This window comes from Exiguobacterium sp. s128 (assembly GCF_018618815.1).
GTDB lineage: Bacteria > Bacillota > Bacilli > Exiguobacteriales > Exiguobacteriaceae > Exiguobacterium_A > Exiguobacterium_A antarcticum.
Genome location: NZ_JACSMT010000016.1, coordinates 20,461 through 38,058, shown reverse-complemented (window position 1 = coordinate 38,058; position 17,598 = coordinate 20,461). Strand labels below are relative to the sequence as shown.

At 48.0% G+C, this 17,598-nt stretch carries 18 protein-coding genes; 2 read left to right on the top strand and 16 right to left on the bottom strand.

Annotated elements, in window-relative coordinates:
* Positions 1–61 precede the first annotated feature (61 nt).
* The gene (locus KNQ13_RS08095) at positions 62–217 is read left to right on the top strand and encodes a hypothetical protein (RefSeq protein ID WP_160166517.1); all 156 of its coding nucleotides are present in this window, start codon (positions 62–64) and stop codon (positions 215–217) included.
* Between the two features lie 181 nt (positions 218–398).
* On the top strand, positions 399–1,088 hold the full coding sequence (locus KNQ13_RS08090) for a class I SAM-dependent methyltransferase (RefSeq protein WP_209548315.1): 690 nt from the start codon (positions 399–401) through the stop codon (positions 1,086–1,088).
* A 306-nt stretch (positions 1,089–1,394) separates the two neighbouring features.
* Here KNQ13_RS08090 and rlmH read toward each other — a convergent pair whose 3' ends face one another.
* The 16 genes from rlmH to ychF form a co-directional block, all read right to left on the bottom strand.
* Positions 1,395–1,874, bottom strand: a complete 480-nt coding sequence (gene rlmH, locus KNQ13_RS08085) for a 23S rRNA (pseudouridine(1915)-N(3))-methyltransferase RlmH (RefSeq protein WP_012371884.1) — start codon at positions 1,872–1,874, stop codon at positions 1,395–1,397.
* Positions 1,875–1,946: 72 nt separating this feature from the next.
* Positions 1,947–2,108, bottom strand: coding sequence for a CxxH/CxxC protein (locus KNQ13_RS08080; RefSeq protein WP_014971724.1), 162 nt, complete (start codon positions 2,106–2,108; stop codon positions 1,947–1,949).
* A 366-nt stretch (positions 2,109–2,474) separates the two neighbouring features.
* Positions 2,475–3,764, bottom strand: coding sequence for a S1C family serine protease (locus tag KNQ13_RS08075; RefSeq protein WP_026830484.1), 1,290 nt, complete (start codon positions 3,762–3,764; stop codon positions 2,475–2,477).
* A 105-nt stretch (positions 3,765–3,869) separates the two neighbouring features.
* Complete coding sequence (locus KNQ13_RS08070) at positions 3,870–4,661, bottom strand: MBL fold metallo-hydrolase (RefSeq protein WP_026830485.1); 792 nt, start codon at positions 4,659–4,661, stop codon at positions 3,870–3,872.
* A gap of 10 nt (positions 4,662–4,671) precedes the next feature.
* Positions 4,672–5,508, bottom strand: coding sequence for a two-component system regulatory protein YycI (locus KNQ13_RS08065; protein WP_014971727.1), 837 nt, complete (start codon positions 5,506–5,508; stop codon positions 4,672–4,674).
* A 6-nt stretch (positions 5,509–5,514) separates the two neighbouring features.
* Positions 5,515–6,831 (bottom strand): YycH family regulatory protein, encoded by a 1,317-nt coding sequence (locus KNQ13_RS08060; RefSeq protein ID WP_014971728.1) that lies wholly within the window; start codon positions 6,829–6,831, stop codon positions 5,515–5,517.
* A complete protein-coding gene (gene walK, locus KNQ13_RS08055) occupies positions 6,828–8,678 on the bottom strand; it encodes a cell wall metabolism sensor histidine kinase WalK (RefSeq protein WP_014971729.1) in 1,851 nt (616 codons plus the stop codon). Before walK ends, KNQ13_RS08060 begins: the two co-directional genes overlap by 4 nt.
* 2 nt (positions 8,679–8,680) lie before the next feature.
* On the bottom strand, positions 8,681–9,391 hold the full coding sequence (gene yycF / locus KNQ13_RS08050; protein WP_014971730.1) for a response regulator YycF: 711 nt from the start codon (positions 9,389–9,391) through the stop codon (positions 8,681–8,683).
* A 249-nt stretch (positions 9,392–9,640) separates the two neighbouring features.
* Positions 9,641–10,933 carry an adenylosuccinate synthase gene (locus KNQ13_RS08045; protein ID WP_014971731.1) on the bottom strand — a complete coding sequence of 431 codons (1,293 nt, stop codon included), beginning with the start codon at positions 10,931–10,933 and terminating at the stop codon, positions 9,641–9,643.
* 218 nt (positions 10,934–11,151) lie between these two features.
* Positions 11,152–12,504 carry a replicative DNA helicase gene (dnaB, locus tag KNQ13_RS08040; protein WP_014971732.1) on the bottom strand — a complete coding sequence of 451 codons (1,353 nt, stop codon included), beginning with the start codon at positions 12,502–12,504 and terminating at the stop codon, positions 11,152–11,154.
* Between the two features lie 19 nt (positions 12,505–12,523).
* Positions 12,524–12,967, bottom strand: coding sequence for a 50S ribosomal protein L9 (rplI, locus tag KNQ13_RS08035; protein WP_014971733.1), 444 nt, complete (start codon positions 12,965–12,967; stop codon positions 12,524–12,526).
* A complete protein-coding gene (locus KNQ13_RS08030; RefSeq protein ID WP_014971734.1) occupies positions 12,964–14,949 on the bottom strand; it encodes a DHH family phosphoesterase in 1,986 nt (661 codons plus the stop codon). Before KNQ13_RS08030 ends, rplI begins: the two co-directional genes overlap by 4 nt.
* A 137-nt stretch (positions 14,950–15,086) precedes the next feature.
* Positions 15,087–15,317: a 30S ribosomal protein S18 gene (gene rpsR, locus KNQ13_RS08025; RefSeq protein WP_012371896.1), complete on the bottom strand. Its 231-nt coding sequence runs from the start codon at positions 15,315–15,317 to the stop codon at positions 15,087–15,089.
* Between the two features lie 48 nt (positions 15,318–15,365).
* Entirely contained in the window at positions 15,366–15,893 is a 528-nt protein-coding gene (locus KNQ13_RS08020; RefSeq protein WP_014971735.1) for a single-stranded DNA-binding protein, read from the bottom strand.
* 23 nt (positions 15,894–15,916) lie between these two features.
* Complete coding sequence (gene rpsF, locus KNQ13_RS08015) at positions 15,917–16,204, bottom strand: 30S ribosomal protein S6 (RefSeq protein WP_012371898.1); 288 nt, start codon at positions 16,202–16,204, stop codon at positions 15,917–15,919.
* Positions 16,205–16,327: 123 nt separating this feature from the next.
* Positions 16,328–17,428, bottom strand: coding sequence for a redox-regulated ATPase YchF (gene ychF / locus KNQ13_RS08010; RefSeq protein ID WP_014971736.1), 1,101 nt, complete (start codon positions 17,426–17,428; stop codon positions 16,328–16,330).
* Between the last annotated feature and the right edge of the window lie 170 nt (positions 17,429–17,598).

Here is a 17,598-nt window from a genome sequence, read left to right as displayed (position 1 = left end):
CGAATACATTTGATTCATGATGAGAATTATTTATCAAATAATTTATTTAAGGGAGTTCTGTATGAGAGAAATTTTGATTGGATCAGGTGTAGCGCTGAGTAGTGCCGGTATTTTCATGTTGTTGTATGGACATATCCCACAGGGTTTTATCGGTTTGGTTACGGTCACTTTTGGTGTAGCCCTAGCAATGTTAACGAAAAAGAAGAAGGTAGATTGACCGTTATCTATAAGGAGGCAACGCCATGATCCATGAATTGATTCGAGCATCTGACTCTATCGCAATCAGTGGATTTATTGCAACGTGTGCTGAACAAGAGAATGATTTGATTCTTTCTAAAGGGGGTGGATAAAGTTTCCTTGGTATCATGAACAACATCTGAAATCTTAGGAGGTTAATCATGAATAATGGCCAGCCCGATTTTAACTCTGATTTTGCTTTACAATATGATTCATTTATTCGTTTAGCAGTTCCTGCCTATGATCAATTATTTTCGATGTCTGATTCTTTTTTTTATCAACCGAAAAAAACGTCTCCAAATCTCCTGGTTGTTGGAGCCGGAGGAGGAGCTGAGTTACTTTACTTTAGTCAAACCCACCCTAGCTGGTTTCTTACAGGAGTGGACCCTTCCGACCAAATGATGAAGATTGCTTCGCATAAAATACGGCAGGTAGGTACAGAGAACCGTGTCAAACTGCATCAAGGGTTTGTTCATGAATTGCCAACTGATAGTAAATTTGATATGGCTACCTGCATCCTAGTTCTCCAATTCCTGCCGGATGATAATGCTAAACTCAACTTGTTAAAGAGCGTGGCTGAACGGCTGGAACATGGGGCTCCCTTTATTCTTGTGAGTATATTTGGAGATAAAGAATCTGCTGAATTCCACAAAAATTTTGCTGCCTGGAAAGAGCGTTTTCGAAGTAACGGGGTGGACCCCGAGAAGAGTGAGGACGTACAAAGAATTCTTAAAATGCCCCTCATTCCAGAAGAAAGGATATTAGAATTACTGGATGAGGCGGGGTTCCAGAGCATTGTCAAATTCTACTCTGCATACCAAATTGGCGGCTGGGCAGCTGAGTTAAAATAATGCCTCTCTTAAAGTATGTACTATGTATAGAATTAAACTAGAATAACGAAAGAAATAATTGCGTCCATTTTCCACCTCACACCATTGTATATCTATATTTTTCTTCTTCCTCTCTGATTCCAATTCACAGGCTATTAAAATCGGTGTTAGGCACCAAAAAAGAGCACCAAAAGCTATCGTATAGTTTTTGGTGCTTCTTCGTTATAACTATATTTAAGGTGGAGAAAGGGCCATCCTCAAAAGTCGTCTTTTCTGACTTTTGGAACTCACTATTTATTGTCATGGAAATTTTTTGAGCAACCGCATTTACTTATGGTACGGTTCATTCCGATTAATCCTGTACGCCCGGTAAATCTGCTCACACAAAATCATTTTCATCAATTGATGCGGGAACGTCATCTTCGAGAAGGAAATTGTATCGTTCGCCCGTTGCATGACTTCCGGCGCCAGACCGAGCGATCCGCCGATGACAAACGCGATTTTACTTTTGCCGTACGTCGCCAGACGATCAAGTTCTGTCGCAAACTGTTCACTCGTCCGTTGCTTTCCTTCGATAGCAAGTGCATAGACATGAACATCCGGTCCAATCTTCGCTAAAATCCGTTCGCCCTCTTTTTTCTTCACTTGTTGCATCTCGGCATCACTCAATTGTTCCGGTGCTTTTTCGTCCGGCACCTCGATTTCTTGAATCGAACAATAGGCGCCGAGACGTTTTGTATATTCGGCAATTCCTTGCTTCAAGTACTTCTCTTTTAGCTTTCCGACCGTGATAATGGTAATTTGCATCATTTTTCTCGCTTTCTGACAGAAAATTCAGGAGTTATCCACAGAGTTATCCACATGTCCACATGTTGATAATTATTTTTTGCTTGACACAAGATATGTCGCAGGCTGGTCACAGTACTCACAGGTCATGTTTTTCTCTGCCGATACCTCTTCCAAAATCGGGTATTGTTCCGTTTCATCGACTACTTCGTCAAGTGCTAACTCGACGTGTTCCAAACAGACATATTTATCCACAGGTCTTCTCCTCCTTTTAAGTTATCCACATTTATCCGCTACCAGTATAACAAAAATTGACTTCTCCGGTCGGAAAAAGTTATCCACACCTCTTCTTTGGAGTTACTTCCTTGATCGGCTCCCCCTTCACCACCAATCCCTTCATCGTGTCCGCTGCACGCGACTCCTACAGGAAAAAGCGCGGCTCGTCCGCGCTGTCAGAGGAAAACGAGACCCGGGCATCGACGCCGACAGGCAAGCAGCCCGCGACTTGTTCCTCGCCTGAGGAAAGCGCATGTCAGCAAGATACGATGAGAACCAGAGACACTATCTTTTCTGTGCACAAAAAAACTACCCGTACGTATACGAGTAGTCGATCTGAATCTGTTATTGTACTGTCGCCGCTTGCGCCGACAGTTTGACATCAAGTGTCTGTTTCTCGCCGCCACGGTAGAACGTCACCTTGACGTTATCGCCGACTTTCGCATCCCGGTACAGGACACTTTTTAGATCGGCAAACGAGTTGATGTCCTTGCCGTTGATCTCGACGATGACATCATTTTCTTTCATTCCTGCTTTTTCCGCTCCGCTGTTGCCGGTCAAACCGACGACGACGATTCCGCGTGTGACGTCATTTGGTAACTTCAGACGATCTTCCCGGAAACCGCTCGGAAACTCTTGGACATCCCGAATCTGAATGCCGAGTTGCGGACGAATCACTTCACCGTTTTGTTCAAGGTCACGCATGATCGGCAAGGCTTCGTTGATCGGAATCGCAAAACCGACGCCTTCGACACTTGCTTCGGCGATCTTCATCGAGTTGATCCCGATCAATTGACCGGACGTATTGATGAGTGCTCCGCCTGAGTTACCCGGGTTGATTGCCGCATCCGTCTGGATGACTTCCGTATTGAAGTCCTGCTGACCGTCTTTGTTCGTATCAACCGGCACCGTCCGTTCCTGGGCACTGATGACACCACGCGTCACCGAGTTCGCAAAAATCCCGAGCGGGTTCCCGATTGCAAGGACCGTCTCCCCGGCACGTAACGTATCCGAATCACCGAGTTTGACGACTTGCGTCACTTTTGAGGCATCGATCGAGAGGACTGCTAAATCATACGTCGGATCTTCTCCGAGCACTTTTGCTTCAAGCGCTGTCCCGTCGGATAACGTGACCGACAAACGGCTTGCCCCTTCGACGACGTGATAGTTCGTGACGACATATGCTTTATTGCCGTCTTTTTTATAGATGACCCCGGACCCGGCACCGGTCTCTTGATCGGCACCTTGGAACGAACTTTGTAAATTCGTCACGCTGACGACCGCTTCCTTCGTCTGACTGACGGCACTGACGATATCATTTTCCGATTCCGTCGCACTCGTCGCCGCTTGTTCCGGCATCGCGGTCGAGACCGGTGCACTTGTCATCTCGTCGCGGACGAACGGCCAGGCGATCAAGGCAATCAACAAGGCACCGATGATACCGCCGATCAAGCCGACAAAAAAGGCTTTCCCGCCGCCACGGCGTTTTGGTACGGGTGGTTCTTCTTCATATGATTCACGATAAGGACTGACCGGCTCGTCTTCACTTGGTCGTCGCGGCGGAAAGCCGTTTGTCTCATCGGTCGATGCGTAAGGCTGATCCGATTCGTTCCGTGGTTCTTCTGGTCGATCCATCGACACACGCCTCCTTCTAACTCTCTTTACACAAGTATACCCCCATCACGTGACGAGTTAGCCAAATGTGGGGGTCTTTTGAGCATATTCAGTAATTTCCCATAATCAGAGCTTCAAGAGCGGCGTCGGAATGACCGGATCCGTATCGAGCAACTGGATCTTGCTGAGATCGACGTCTCGGCTCGTAAGTGTCTGCGAGACACTCATGCGGGCCAGCTCCTTCATGTTGTTGTCCTTGCTCAAGTGGGCCATGTGGATCCGTTTTGTCCGATCATCCAAAACTTCGCTCATCGCGATCGCCGCATCCTCATTCGAGACGTGACCGTAGTCACCGAGGATCCGCCGTTTGACGCTCCACGGGTAATGTCCCATCTGGAGCATCCCGATATCGTGGTTCGCTTCGAAGATATAGGCATCAGCACCGCGGATGACCCCTTTCATCCGGTCCGACACGTAGCCGGTATCTGTGATGTGGGCGAGGCGTTTCCCGTCGTGGGCAAACTGGAAGAACATCGGATCGGCCGCATCATGACTGACGTTAAACGATTCGACTTCGATGTCACCAAACTGTTTCACTTCGCCGACTTCCCAGAGGAACTTGAGGGCGGGATCAATCTTCCCGATCTTCGTCTCCATCGCTGCCCATGTCTTTTCGTTCGCATACAGCGGAATCTTATATTTACGTGCTAAAATCCCGACGCCTTTGATATGGTCCGAGTGTTCATGGGTGACGAACAACCCGTCGATTTTTTCCGGCGACCGGTGAATCTGATCAAACAGGGCGATCATCGCTTTACCAGTCAATCCGGCATCGACGAGCAGGCGCGTCTGTTCACTTTCGATGTAGAGGGCATTCCCCGTCGAGCCACTGGCAAGGACGCTATAGTGTAGGCTCATCGTGCATTCCTCATTTCTCTGAAACGGTATCAAGCCGTTCGATGGTCTGAACTCCGCCGTCGATCGCATTGACGAAATACAGTTCTTCTCCATTCAGTTCAATCTGCCACGTCGGCGGTAAAATCTGGACCGACGTCGTTCCTTCTGTCACGAGACAAAAGTAGCCAAGCTGCTGGCTCGTCATTCGTTTTGAGGCTCGGAACAATCCCTGCTCTGACAGTTGAATGATGGATTCACTGGCCGACAACAACGTGACATCTTGTGCCTGACGGACGACCTTGTTTAAGTGACGTTGTTTATAGCTGACGATTTCCTTTTGTTCGTTTAACTGAAGGACGAGCAACGACGGACCAATCATCGCATCGTCTTCACGCGATTGTTGTGGCGTCGAATAGAGCGGTTGTTCTTTATACGTCTGGACAAACGTCATCTCATTATGTTTGCTGTCATACTTCCAAAACGTATAATCCGTACCATATGCGACGGAAGACCGGACAAATGATGTCGCGGAATCACGCATCGCTTTGGCTTCGAGCGGATACGATTTCGTCAAACGGACCGACCATTCAATTTGGTTTTTGACCGATATAATCGCATCTTCAATCGAAGAACCCGCTTTTGGGGCGAGCGAACTGGCATCGACTTCTGCCGTCAAATATCCAATCTCTTTTGAGACGGATTGTAGTTTTTTCTCATCAATTTTTCGTTCCTTCAATACGGTTTTCCCATCCGCATTGGTCGTGACAACTCGGGGATCGACCATTCGATCCATCAATTGAACGGCAAGATAGACGTTCAGGATCAGAAAAGTCAGAATCAGTAATGTTTTTGCTTTACTCCAATCCATGAAACCTTATCCCTCTTTTCCGATAGCTTGATTGACCGTGGTCCATTTCCCGTTCCGTTTGATGAACCAAGCCGGTTCAAACAAGGCGTAGCGGCTTGTTGAAATCTTGTAGGTCATCTTGTATCCCATCCGAATGCCCGATATCTCATCCAGCACATCTGCTGCCTGCAGTTGTTGTTGGACTTGTTCGACGGATGGCAAACTGGATTCCCGAAGCAACAGCTTCCGGTCTGCCCGGAGCATGCTCCGACTGAGCGAACGGATTTGATTTTCCTCGAACGTCACCTTGATTGTCGCTAAATCAAAATCCGGTTGCTCAAGCAACGGTCCGGCTTCGCCAAACACCGGATACCGATTCAGATACAGACGGAACGTCGCTGCCTGTTCTTCATCCGTTTTCGACATCTGATCGAAGTAATAGCGGAAACCGCTACGTTGCGTCAACTGATCAAGCCAGCCGCCGTGAATATTGATGTAACTGACGATCGTACTGTAATCGACGGAAGACGTCTGGGTATTCGGTGATAACGTATTGAATCGAAACGCGTTGTAATCCCGGTCGTACGTCGAGACGCTGACTCCGTCCGTCAAGACGTCGAGGTCATCCCGACTCTTGATTTGTTGGACGTTCGAATTTTCCGTAAAGAAGGCACTTTCGATCCGACTGAGTGGTTTCGGATCCTGCGCGATATCATCGTAGACGAATACTTCTTCGAGCTTAGGTGTCGTACTTGGGACATACGTATAGTCGCCACCTTTCAGCTCGACTTTCGTCATCGTTTTTTTCTTATCGTAGGCAAACAGTCGTTTTAAGACCGTCTCGTCACCAATCAATTTAAAGTCCTTGAACCGTCCTGTCGTTGACTCGAGCCGCAGAATCGGACCCTCATAGTCCAGTAGATACAACCGTTTGATTGGTTCTGACATCGCAATCTGGTCTTCTCCGAGCAATTCCTCCAGCATCTTTGCACTGATCGGAGTCGGGAAAATCATCTCGACACTTCGTTTGCTCGCCGGGATGTTCGAGGCCTTATCCGTCAAGACTAAAACACCAACATCAAAGGAAGCCCCGATCCGGTTCAAGATCGTCCGGCCGATGATTTGTGTCTGATAAGCGGTTTCACCGTTCGAGTAGACGACGAGCTCCGGATTGACGAGCTGATTCCCTTCGACCGTCTTCGAGGCATCGATCTCATTAAACGACACCTGTTCCTGTTCGATCGATTCACTGCTCGGATGATACGTCCACAGCATGGCTGTCTGAACTATCGAGCCACTGACAAGCAAAATCAAGAGGACGGTTTTCAGTCGCTGTTTCGTCATCCGATATCCACCTCTTCGATCACCTCATACGGTAACGTAAAGTAAATCGTCGTACCGCGTCCCCACTCGCTTTCTGCCCAGATGTCGCCACCGTGCGCCGAGACGACGTCTTTGGCGATCGAAAGACCCAGTCCGGTTCCACCAATCTTTCGTGCCCGGGCTTTATCGACCCGGTAAAAACGTTCGAAAATCTTTTGTAGGTTGGCTTTTGGAATCCCGACCCCTTCATCCTTGATGCTGATGACGATTCGTTTCGCCCGCAACATCGTCCGGACGGTAATCGTTCCGCCTTCCGGTGAATACTTGATTGCATTCGTCAAGATATTATCCGCGACCTGAATCAATTTATCTTGATCGCCTCGAATGTAGACTCTCCGTTTCATGATCTTCCGGCGGAAACGAATCCGTTCCGGTTTCGTCATATCATGCCGGTCGAGAATCTCATTTAAGAATTGAATGTAGTCAAAGCGGACTTTGTTCATCTTGTATTCCTTACTGTCCATTTTCGACAGTTGGAGCAAGTCGGTGACAAGACGAATCATCCGTTCTGTCTCGTTTTGGGTCGTCTCCAGGAAACGTGGGGCCAGTTCCTCATCTTGATAGGCCCCTTCTGCTAACGCTTCGAGGTAACTGCGCATCGTCGTCAGCGGTGTCCGGAGTTCATGACTGACGTTCGCCACGAATTCCCGGCGATCCTGTTCGACTTGTTCTTGTTCCGTGACATCATGCAGGACGATGATCATCCCGGTAATCGGTCCACTGTGTTTTTTGACCGGAGAGAAAAAGGCCCGGACGAGAAACAGTTCGTCTTCGCTACTGAAATCAAGTAAACGAGGGGGCATCGTTCCGTCTTCCGGAATCATGAAGTCGTCTCCTAGCGCAAGCAAATCCTTCAGATTCGTCCCGACGATTCCCGCGTCATCCACTCCGACGATATCTTTCGCCTGATCGTTCATCAAGATGACCCGTAACGTCCGGTCGGTCGCGATCACACCGTCCGTCATGTTTTCGAGGACACTCGTCAACTTCCGCCGCTCGGCTTCCGTCGTCGCATTGGCTTCGAGCAACTCATCCGTCAATTCATTAAAGGACCGCGCGAGCTGTCCAATCTCATCATCCGAATAGACTTTGACCTTACGCGAGAAATTCCCGCGCCGCATTTCGATGGCCTGACGCCGCATATCGGAAATCGGACGAGTGATCGTCCGCGATAACAGGACACCGAGGATCGAGGTGATGACAAGTGCGATCACTGTCCCCGTCGCTAAGATCCGTGTGACTTGTTGCATCTGAGCATAAATCGACTCCATCGAAGCCCGGACATAAATCATCCCTGTCGTCGCACCGGTCCGTTCCGATGTGACAGGTACTGCAAAGATCCGAATCTTATCTTCCGTCCCCGGATCAAGCACCGTATCGACACGTGAGGAACTGGTCGCTTGGGCTTTTTTGATCAGTGAATTCGTCGCCCGTTGTCCGACGGCCGACTGATTGTCTTCATCAGATGTCGCTTGAATGATCGAGTCCTGATCGATGATCTGGACCTCGAGAATATCGTTTCTTGAAGTGGAGCCACTACTAAACTCAGACAGCAGTTGTCCAAGAGATTCAGACAACTGCCGTTTTGAGGCTTCATCATCGCCTGTCTTATCAAATTCCTTCCCGACGTTGTACGCAACAAGTCCGGCCCGGTCTTCGACAGATTTTGAGAAGTTCGTAATGTACTGCTTTTCAAGAGAACGAACGAAGTAAACACCAATGACTTGCATCGCGACTAAAATCAACAACGCATAAATGACGACAAGCTTCCACTGGATCGATTTAAAAAAGTTCGTTCCTTTTAACATCGTTATTCATTCTCCCCGTCTTGGAGATAGTAGCCGACACCACGGCGGGTCATGATATAGATCGGTGTACTTGGGTTATCCTCGACTTTTTCACGCAGACGGCGCACCGTCACATCGACCGTCCGGACATCTCCAAAGTAGTCGTAACCCCAGACCGTCTGTAACAAGTGCTCACGCGTCATGACTTGTCCGATGTTTTTCGCTAAATAATGCAACAACTCGAATTCACGTTGGGTGAGTTCGATTTTTTGATCTTTCCGTGTCACGGTATGAGAATTTGTATCGATATACAGTTCTCCCACTTTTAACGGACCAGGACCGGCGTTCGTAGGAGTTGCCTCTACTGCGTTGACATTTCGTAGATGTGCTTTGACTCGCGCTAATAGTTCACGTGAGCTGAATGGCTTCGTCACATAATCGTTTGCGCCAAGCTCAAGTCCTAAAACCGTATCGATTTCAGAATCCTTTGCCGTCAACATGATGATTGGGACTTTTGATGTCTTCCGGACTTCGCGGCAGACTTCCATTCCGTCCATCAATGGCAACATGATATCGAGTAAGATCAGGTCGGGTTTGAACTCCTCGACTTTCTCTAGTGCTTCGACACCATCATTTGCTACTGCAACACTATAACCTTCTTTTTCTAATTTAAATTTTAATATATCGGCAATCGGCTGCTCGTCGTCGACGACGAGGATTTTACGTTCCGTCACTGGGTGTTCCCCCTTAAAAAATTCTATTCAATCTATTTTACCTGTTTTTGAGGCATATAGAAAGGTGGCGACGGAAACTCCCGACGCCACTCTGCTGACTACATGACCCGTTCACGTCCATCGTTCCACGTGAAACATTACTTTTAGTATACGCTCTTTTGATTCATGTTGTGAATGTTTTCGCTTGATTCCTCATCAAAAAAGAAGCCGATCCAGATTTGATATCTGGATCCGCTCCTCTGAAAAAAATTATGCTTCTTCGTACAGATCACGCAGGACAACCGTCTGTTCTCGTCCTGGTCCGACTGAGAACGTGACGAGTGAAATGTCCGTCAAATCAGCAATTCGTTTTACATAATTTTGGGCATTGAGTGGAAGATCTTCAAACTTCCGAATGTGCGTGATATCTTCTTTCCAGCCTGGTAACTCTTCATAGACCGGGACACATGCTTCAAGATCGCGGAAGCTTGCTGGGTACTCGTCAATCTGTTTGCCTTTAAACTCGTATGACGTACAGATTTTAAGCGTTTCAATCCCTGTCAGGACATCGATTGAGTTCAATGCAAGATCCGTCAAACCACTTGTCCGGCGTGAATGGCGGACGACGACCGAGTCAAACCAACCGACACGACGTGGACGACCTGTCGTCGTACCGTATTCACGGCCGACTTCACGAATGTGGTGACCAATTTCGTCAAACAGTTCCGTTGGGAAAGGACCATCGCCGACACGTGACGTGTAGGCCTTACAGACACCAACGACGTGATCAATCCGAGCTGGTCCGACGCCGACACCTGATGCGACACCGCCCGCTGATGCATTCGATGACGTGACGAATGGATACGTCCCGTGGTCAAGGTCGAGCAGGACACCTTGTGCGCCTTCGAATAATACCTTTTCGCCTTTATCGAGGCTGTCGTTGACGACGACCGATGTGTCACAGACATATTTCGCGAACTCTTGACCGTATGCATAATATTCTTCGAAAATATCATCGAACGCAATCGGTTCAGCGTCGTACATCTTCGTGAACATCCGATTTTTTTGTTCGAGAACAATCTGTAATTTTTCTGCGAATGTTTCTTTGTCGAGTAAATCCGCCATCCGAATTCCGATCCGTGCCGCTTTATCCATGTAGCACGGTCCGATTCCTTTCAGCGTCGTTCCGACTTTCGCATCGCCTTTTGCTTCTTCTTCGAGCTGATCCTGCAGTTGGTGATATGGCAAGATGACATGTGCCCGGTTTGAAATGAGTAAGTTATCTGTTGAAACACCACGATCGTGCAGATACTTCAATTCCTTGACGAGCGATTTCGGGTTGACGACCAAACCGTTCCCGATGACACATTTCTTGTCTGAGTAAAAGATCCCTGAAGGAATCAGGTGTAACTTATACGTCTCATTATTAAATACGATCGTATGTCCTGCGTTGTCTCCACCTTGATAACGTGCAACGACATCGGCTTTTTTCGAAAGAAAATCGGTGATCTTTCCTTTTCCTTCGTCGCCCCACTGTGTTCCGACTACTACTACTGATGACATATTCTCATCCACCTCCACGTACGATTCAAAACCACGACTAAGTGTAACGCGGAAAAAAACAGAAGTCAACCAAATACCGAACAATTAATTGTTACAATTCTTTTTCGTTCGTTTAATTCGCTGTTTTAATTCACTTTTTTCCTTTCTCTTCAAGATATTCAAACATAACGATTCAAAAAACTCCTCTGCCGGAATCGACAGAGGAGTTTTGAACCTGTTCAAGCGGGTGGTGCATAGGAATTACTTGGTTCAAGATCGACGAACTTATTGAATTCTTTCCGGAAAGCGAGTTTGACGGTACCAGTCGGACCATTCCGCTGTTTGGCGATGATGATCTCGATCGTATTCGCATCTTCCGTTTCTTTGTTGTAGTAATCATCGCGGTACAAGAAGGCGACGATATCCGCATCCTGCTCGATCGCTCCGGATTCCCGGATATCGGACATCATCGGTCGTTTATCCTGCCGACTCTCAACACCCCGTGACAGCTGCGATAACGCGATGACCGGGACTTCAAGTTCACGGGCAAGCGACTTCAGGGAACGGGAAATCTCTGAGACTTCCTGTTGGCGATTATCGCTTGAACGACCATTCCCTTGAATCAATTGCAAATAATCGATCATGATCATACCAAGACCATGTTCCTGCTTCAGACGACGGCATTTCGCCCGAATGTCATTGACACGAATTCCTGGTGTATCGTCGATATAGATTCCGGCTTGCGACAAACTGCTCATCGCAAGCGATAACTTACCCCAGTCCTCATCTTCGAGTTGTCCGGTCCGGAGGCGCTGCGCGTCGACATTCCCTTCCGCACACAACATCCGCATGACGAGCTGTTCTGCACCCATCTCGAGACTAAAGATGGCCACATTTTCGTCGGCACGGGTCGCGACGTTTTGGGAGATGTTCAAGGCAAACGCTGTTTTACCGACGGATGGACGGGCCGCGACGATGATCAAATCATTTCGTTGGAATCCGGCCGTCACCTTATCAAGATCACGGAACCCGGTCGGAATCCCGGTCGTTTCGCCACTTTGCTTATGCAATTTATCGATCGTTGCATAGGCACTCGTCAAGACGTCAGAAATCGGAATGAAACTGGCGCTCCCTTTTCCTTGTGACACTTCGAGAATCTTCCGTTCTGCTTCGTTGAGCAAAACGTCGACCTCATTTTGTCGTTCATATCCATCCGTGACGATTTCATTGGCTGTCCGGATCAGGCGGCGGAGTGTCGATTTTTGATCGACGACATTGACGTAATAGTTGATGTTCGCCGCGGTCGGAACACCTTCCGCAAGCTCACCGAGGTACGGGAGTCCACCGACTTCCTCCAAGATGCCAAGCGTACTCAGCTCCGCCGTGACCGTTACTAAGTCAATCGCTTCGCCACGGTCAGATAACACCAGCATCGTTTCAAAAATCCGTTGGTGGGCCGCACGATAAAAATCTTGTGGTAATAATCGTTCGGACGCACTGATCAGTCGATCCGCATCGATCATGATCGCCCCAAGGACGGCTTGTTCCGCCTCAATGCTTTGGGGTGGCGTATTTTGCATTACATCACTCATCACCGGTCCCCTTTTCTACTCACGCTTCTTTGACCTGAACGTTTAACGTTGCTGTGACTTCGTTATGCAATTTGAGTGGTACTTTCGTTACGCCAAGTGTTTTGATCGGGTGCTCGAGTTCGATTTTACGCTTATCGATCTTGTAGCCCATCTGTTTTAGCTCATCGGCGATTTGTTTGCTTGTGACCGATCCGAAGACCCGACCACCTTCACCTGTTTTCGTTGAGACGACGATCGTTTCTTTTTCAATCTTCTCTTTTAACGCTTGTGCGTCTAACAACACCTGTTTCGCTTGTTCTGCCGCTTTTCGCTCATGGGCCTCATGTTGTTTGAGGTTTCCGGTTGTTGCCGGGCGTGCTAATTTCTGTTTGAACAACACGTTGTTCGCATACGCATCGGCGACTTCTTTGACGTCCCCTGTTTTACCTTGACCTTTTACATCTTGCAAGAAAATAACTTTCATTCTGTTTCCTCTCCTTTTGTTTCATCTGCTAAATAATGATCAATCGCTTTTCGTAATTCAATTGCGACGGTCAGAACCGATTCTGTCATCTGAGTCGCAGCATTCGTTAAATGACCGCCGCCACCGAGCGTCTCCATGATCAACTGGACGTTCACTTCACCAAGTGAACGGGCACTGATCGCCGTCCGACCATCCTGTAATTCCGCGATGACGAAAGCGGCTCGGATACCTTGGAGCGATAACAATTGATCCGCCGTTTGAGCGATCAAGACTTGATCATGAATCACACCGGGCTCTGCCGTCGCAATCGCCATCCCGGCCGTATAGACTTCCGTCCGTTCTAAGATATGCGACTGTTCGACATATGTCTCAAGATCCTGGCTGAGAAACTCTTGGACCAAGACCGTATCCGCCCCTTGGGAGCGGAGGTAGGACGCCGCGTCAAACGTCCGCGAACCGGTCCGTAACGTAAACCCTTTTGTATCAACGATGATGCCGGCGAGTAACGCCGTCGCTTCAAGCATCGCCAGTTTTTCGTTCGTCGGTTGGTACTCAATCAATTCCGTGACCAGTTCCGAAGTCGACGACGCGTACGGTTCGAGGTAAACGAGGACTGGCTCTTCGATGAAGTCTTCTCCCCGTCGGTGATGGTCGATGACGACCATCCGTTCAAACCGTTCAAGCAGAGCGGGCACGACGACAAGCGACGGTTTATGTGTATCGACGATGATCAGTAAAGCTTGATCATCAATCAACTGATCGGCCTGGAACGCGTTGACGAAACGGGTCGCAAGTTTTGGTTCTTGACTGATTTCATGCATCATCCGTCGAATACCTTGTCCGATTTCTGCTTCCGGCAAGACGATGTGTGCCTCTTTCTCATTCATTTCAGCCAACTTCAGAATTCCGATCGAGGATCCCAGTGAATCCATATCCGGATTCCGGTGTCCCATGATGAGGATTCGACTCGACTCCTGCATTAAATCACGCAGGGAGTTGGCAATGACCCGCGCGCGGACACGGGTACGTTTTTCCGTTGGATTGGTTTTTCCACCGTAAAAGCGAACTTTGCCATCCCGTTTGATGACGACCTGGTCTCCACCACGTCCTAATGCTAAGTCTAAACTTGATTGAGCCATCAGACCAAGCGCTGGGATTGGATCGCTTCCACACCCGATCCCAATCGACAAGGTCAACTGGACACCGCGTTGGCTCGTCTCTTCACGGACGGTATCGAGGATTGTAAATTTCGATCGTTCCAAGACCCGTAAATTTTCTTCCGTCGTCACGATAAAGTAACGATCGGAAGCCGTCCGCTTGATGTACGTACCATGATCGGCTGCCCAGTGGTTCAACAGTTGCGTGACGCGACTGTTCAACTCACTCCGGAGCTGATCTTCAATCCCTTGTGTCATCTCATCATAGTTATCGAGATAAATGACACCGATGACCGTTTGATTATCGACGAGTTGCTGTTCGACCTGGGCTTCTTCTGTCATATCAAACAGATAAAACGTCCGGTTCTCACTGTTTGAAAACACCCGATAGACGGACTCGCCGATCTCGAGTGTCGCTTGATCTTCATCGACCGCAATCATCTCGACGAACAGAGAATCAAGATCCGTCAAAACCTGTCCCATTGCCAAATCATCAAAAATCTCACGCATCGGATCATTAAACCAGGTGACGCGTGTTTCTTCATCATAAAGTAAAATACCAATTGGCATGTTCGTCAGCGCATCCTGACCGGTGTCTTCCACCTGAATCGATATGCCGGCGACATAACTTTCCCACGACTTACGCCCACGTCGCTCCTCCAGGATATGAAGAGCGAACAGACCCATCGTCAAGACGGCACCGATGGCCGCGATAACGGGGTGATCGACGGCAATGACAAAAAGTAGAGCCACGATTAATAGATACGGAACGAAACGAAAGAATCGCCGTTCTCGTTCGGGTGATACTTGCTGACCTAACCCCATCGCGTCCTCCTTGTATACTGAATATACTCATCTAAAAAATTCGTTAACTTGTATATTATAACCGAAAAGCAGGACAGGTTGAAAGCGAAGCGAAAAAAAGCGCCTTCCCTTCGAAAAGGAAAAGCGCTAGACCGTAATCAGTCAGCTACGTATGGAATTAAAGCCATTTGACGTGAACGTTTGATTGCGATTGTAAGTGGACGTTGGTATTTCGCTGAAGTACCAGTCACACGACGTGGAAGAATCTTACCGCGTTCCGAAATGAAACGTTTAAGAAGTTCTACGTCTTTATAATCGATATGAGTGATGTGGTTCGACGTGAAGTAACATACTTTACGACGACGTTTTCCACCTGGACGACGTGCCATGTGATTAACCTCCTTTTTAGAGTAAATTTTTCAGTCCGACGTTCCCGATTAGAACGGGAGATCGTCGTCTGAAAGATCGATCGAACTGCCGCCGCTGAACGGATCAGCGCCGAAGCCCGAATTCGATGAAGATGAAGCGGGTGCTGGCGAGGAAGAGTTGTTCTGCTGTTGCTGTGAACCCCATCCTGCAGCATTTCCGTTTCCACCTGTATTTGAAGTTGAAGAGTAGCTATCACTATCGGAAGAACGGCTTGCATTGCGTGATTCTAGGAATCGAACACTATCCGCGACGACTTCTGCACGATAACGACGTTGACCATCTTTATCGTCATAGCTACTAATCTGAAGGCGACCCTCAACACCTGCGAGGCTCCCTTTTTTCAAATACTGAGCAACGTTCTCTGCTTGCTTGCGCCATACGACGCAATCGATGAAGTCAGCTTCTCGCTTCCCATCTTGTCCTGTAAACGGACGGTCACAAGCGAGTGTGAATCGCGTTACCGCAATCCCGCTCTGCGTATAACGCATTTCAGGGTCACGAGTTAACCGACCGACTAAAACGACGCGGTTAATCATCAGAATCACTCTCCTGTTTCAGCTTATTTCTCGTCTTTTGTGATCATTAAGCGAACGATATCGTCACTGATCTTCATGAGACGGTCAAGTTCTTTTGTAGCTGCTGGTTCAGCAGTCACGTTAAGAAGAACGTAGAAACCTTCACGCATATCATTGATTTCGTAAGCAAAACGACGTTTACCCATTTCAGTTGTTTTTTCAACTGTACCACCGTTGTCAGTGAGGACTTTGTTGAAACGCTCAACTAGAGCTTTTCGTGCTTCCTCATCAACTTCCGGACGGATGATGTAAAGTACTTCGTATTTACGCATATCTGTCACCTCCTCTTGGACTGGCGGCTCGATTCATCGAGCAAGGAGCAATAATTCATTACTCACATTTGTTAATACTATCAAAGTATTTTGGTTTATGCAATAACGATTCGTTCGCTCCTCTTAAACGTTGAAGCGGAATGTGACAACATCGCCATCTTGGAAGACATATTCTTTTCCTTCAGAACGGTAACGTCCTTGTTCTTTGACCGTCGCCATGTTCCCAGCTGCTGCTAAGTCATCGTATGCGACAACTTCAGCACGAATGAAACCACGTTCGAAGTCAGAGTGGATGACACCCGCACATTGTGGGGCCTTCATGCCTTTTTTGAATGTCCAAGCACGGACTTCTTTTTCACCAGCCGTGAAGTACGTTGCGAGACCCAGCGTGTTATACGCAGCATGAATCAGTTGATCGAGACCTGATTCTTCGATTCCGAGATCAACCAGGAACTCTTGGCGTTCTTCCGGCTCGAGTTCTGCGATTTCTTCTTCAATGCGGGCACAGATGATGATGACCTCTGCGCCTTCTTTTGCCGCAAATTCGCGCACGAGCTGGACGTTTTCGTTGCTGTCCGCATCCGCGACTTCATCTTCGCCGACATTTGCGACGTAAAGCATCGGTTTCATCGTCAGTAACTGGAAGTGTTTGACGATTGCTGCTTGATCTTCGTTTAGTTCAGCGAGACGGGCTGGTTTTTCGTCTTCTAATAGAGCAAGGATGATTTCGAGTGCTTCGAGTTCACCTGCTGCATTTTTATCACGCGACTTGACTTGTTTTTGGACACGTTGGATCCGTTTTTCGACCAATTCGAGATCGGCAAGAATCAACTCGAGATTGATTGTTTCGATGTCATCGATTGGTGAGACTTTTCCTGAGACGTGTGTGATGTTTTCGTCAATGAAACAACGGACGACCTGACAGATTGCATCCACTTCACGGATATTGGCGAGGAATTTATTTCCTAACCCTTCTCCTTTTGATGCACCCTTGACGATTCCGGCGATGTCCGTGAATTCGAATGCCGTCGGGATCGTTTTCTTTGGGTTGACGAGTTCTGTTAATTTACGCAAGCGTGCGTCTGGTACTTCGACGACACCGACGTTTGGATCGATCGTTGCGAACGGATAGTTCGCCGCCTCGACACCTGCTTGTGTAATTGCATTAAAAAGTGTTGATTTTCCTACGTTTGGTAAGCCAACGATTCCGGCTGTTAATCCCACTTGGAATTCCTCCTTTTCGGTATTTCCTAGGAAATCCGTGCTAGCGGCCGCAGTGGGTAGAATGATTACACCACGTCAGCACATCTTTCACAATTATAGATAGTTCAATTTTTTTAAGCAAGGAGATGCGAATTCTTTTTTAAAGACATGGCTGTTTGATGTACGTTTTT

Coding starts and splice junctions, on each gene's coding strand:
- KNQ13_RS08095 (WP_160166517.1), top strand. CDS start 62: ATGAGAGAAATTTTGATTGGATCAGGTGTAGCGCTGAGTAGTGCCGGT.
- KNQ13_RS08090 (WP_209548315.1), top strand. CDS start 399: ATGAATAATGGCCAGCCCGATTTTAACTCTGATTTTGCTTTACAATAT.
- rlmH (WP_012371884.1), bottom strand. CDS start 1,874: ATGCAAATTACCATTATCACGGTCGGAAAGCTAAAAGAGAAGTACTTG.
- KNQ13_RS08075 (WP_026830484.1), bottom strand. CDS start 3,764: ATGGATCGACCAGAAGAACCACGGAACGAATCGGATCAGCCTTACGCA.
- KNQ13_RS08070 (WP_026830485.1), bottom strand. CDS start 4,661: ATGAGCCTACACTATAGCGTCCTTGCCAGTGGCTCGACGGGGAATGCC.
- KNQ13_RS08065 (WP_014971727.1), bottom strand. CDS start 5,508: ATGGATTGGAGTAAAGCAAAAACATTACTGATTCTGACTTTTCTGATC.
- KNQ13_RS08060 (WP_014971728.1), bottom strand. CDS start 6,831: ATGACGAAACAGCGACTGAAAACCGTCCTCTTGATTTTGCTTGTCAGT.
- walK (WP_014971729.1), bottom strand. CDS start 8,678: ATGTTAAAAGGAACGAACTTTTTTAAATCGATCCAGTGGAAGCTTGTC.
- KNQ13_RS08045 (WP_014971731.1), bottom strand. CDS start 10,933: ATGTCATCAGTAGTAGTAGTCGGAACACAGTGGGGCGACGAAGGAAAA.
- dnaB (WP_014971732.1), bottom strand. CDS start 12,504: ATGAGTGATGTAATGCAAAATACGCCACCCCAAAGCATTGAGGCGGAA.
- rplI (WP_014971733.1), bottom strand. CDS start 12,967: ATGAAAGTTATTTTCTTGCAAGATGTAAAAGGTCAAGGTAAAACAGGG.
- KNQ13_RS08030 (WP_014971734.1), bottom strand. CDS start 14,949: ATGGGGTTAGGTCAGCAAGTATCACCCGAACGAGAACGGCGATTCTTT.
- rpsR (WP_012371896.1), bottom strand. CDS start 15,317: ATGGCACGTCGTCCAGGTGGAAAACGTCGTCGTAAAGTATGTTACTTC.
- KNQ13_RS08020 (WP_014971735.1), bottom strand. CDS start 15,893: ATGATTAACCGCGTCGTTTTAGTCGGTCGGTTAACTCGTGACCCTGAA.
- rpsF (WP_012371898.1), bottom strand. CDS start 16,204: ATGCGTAAATACGAAGTACTTTACATCATCCGTCCGGAAGTTGATGAG.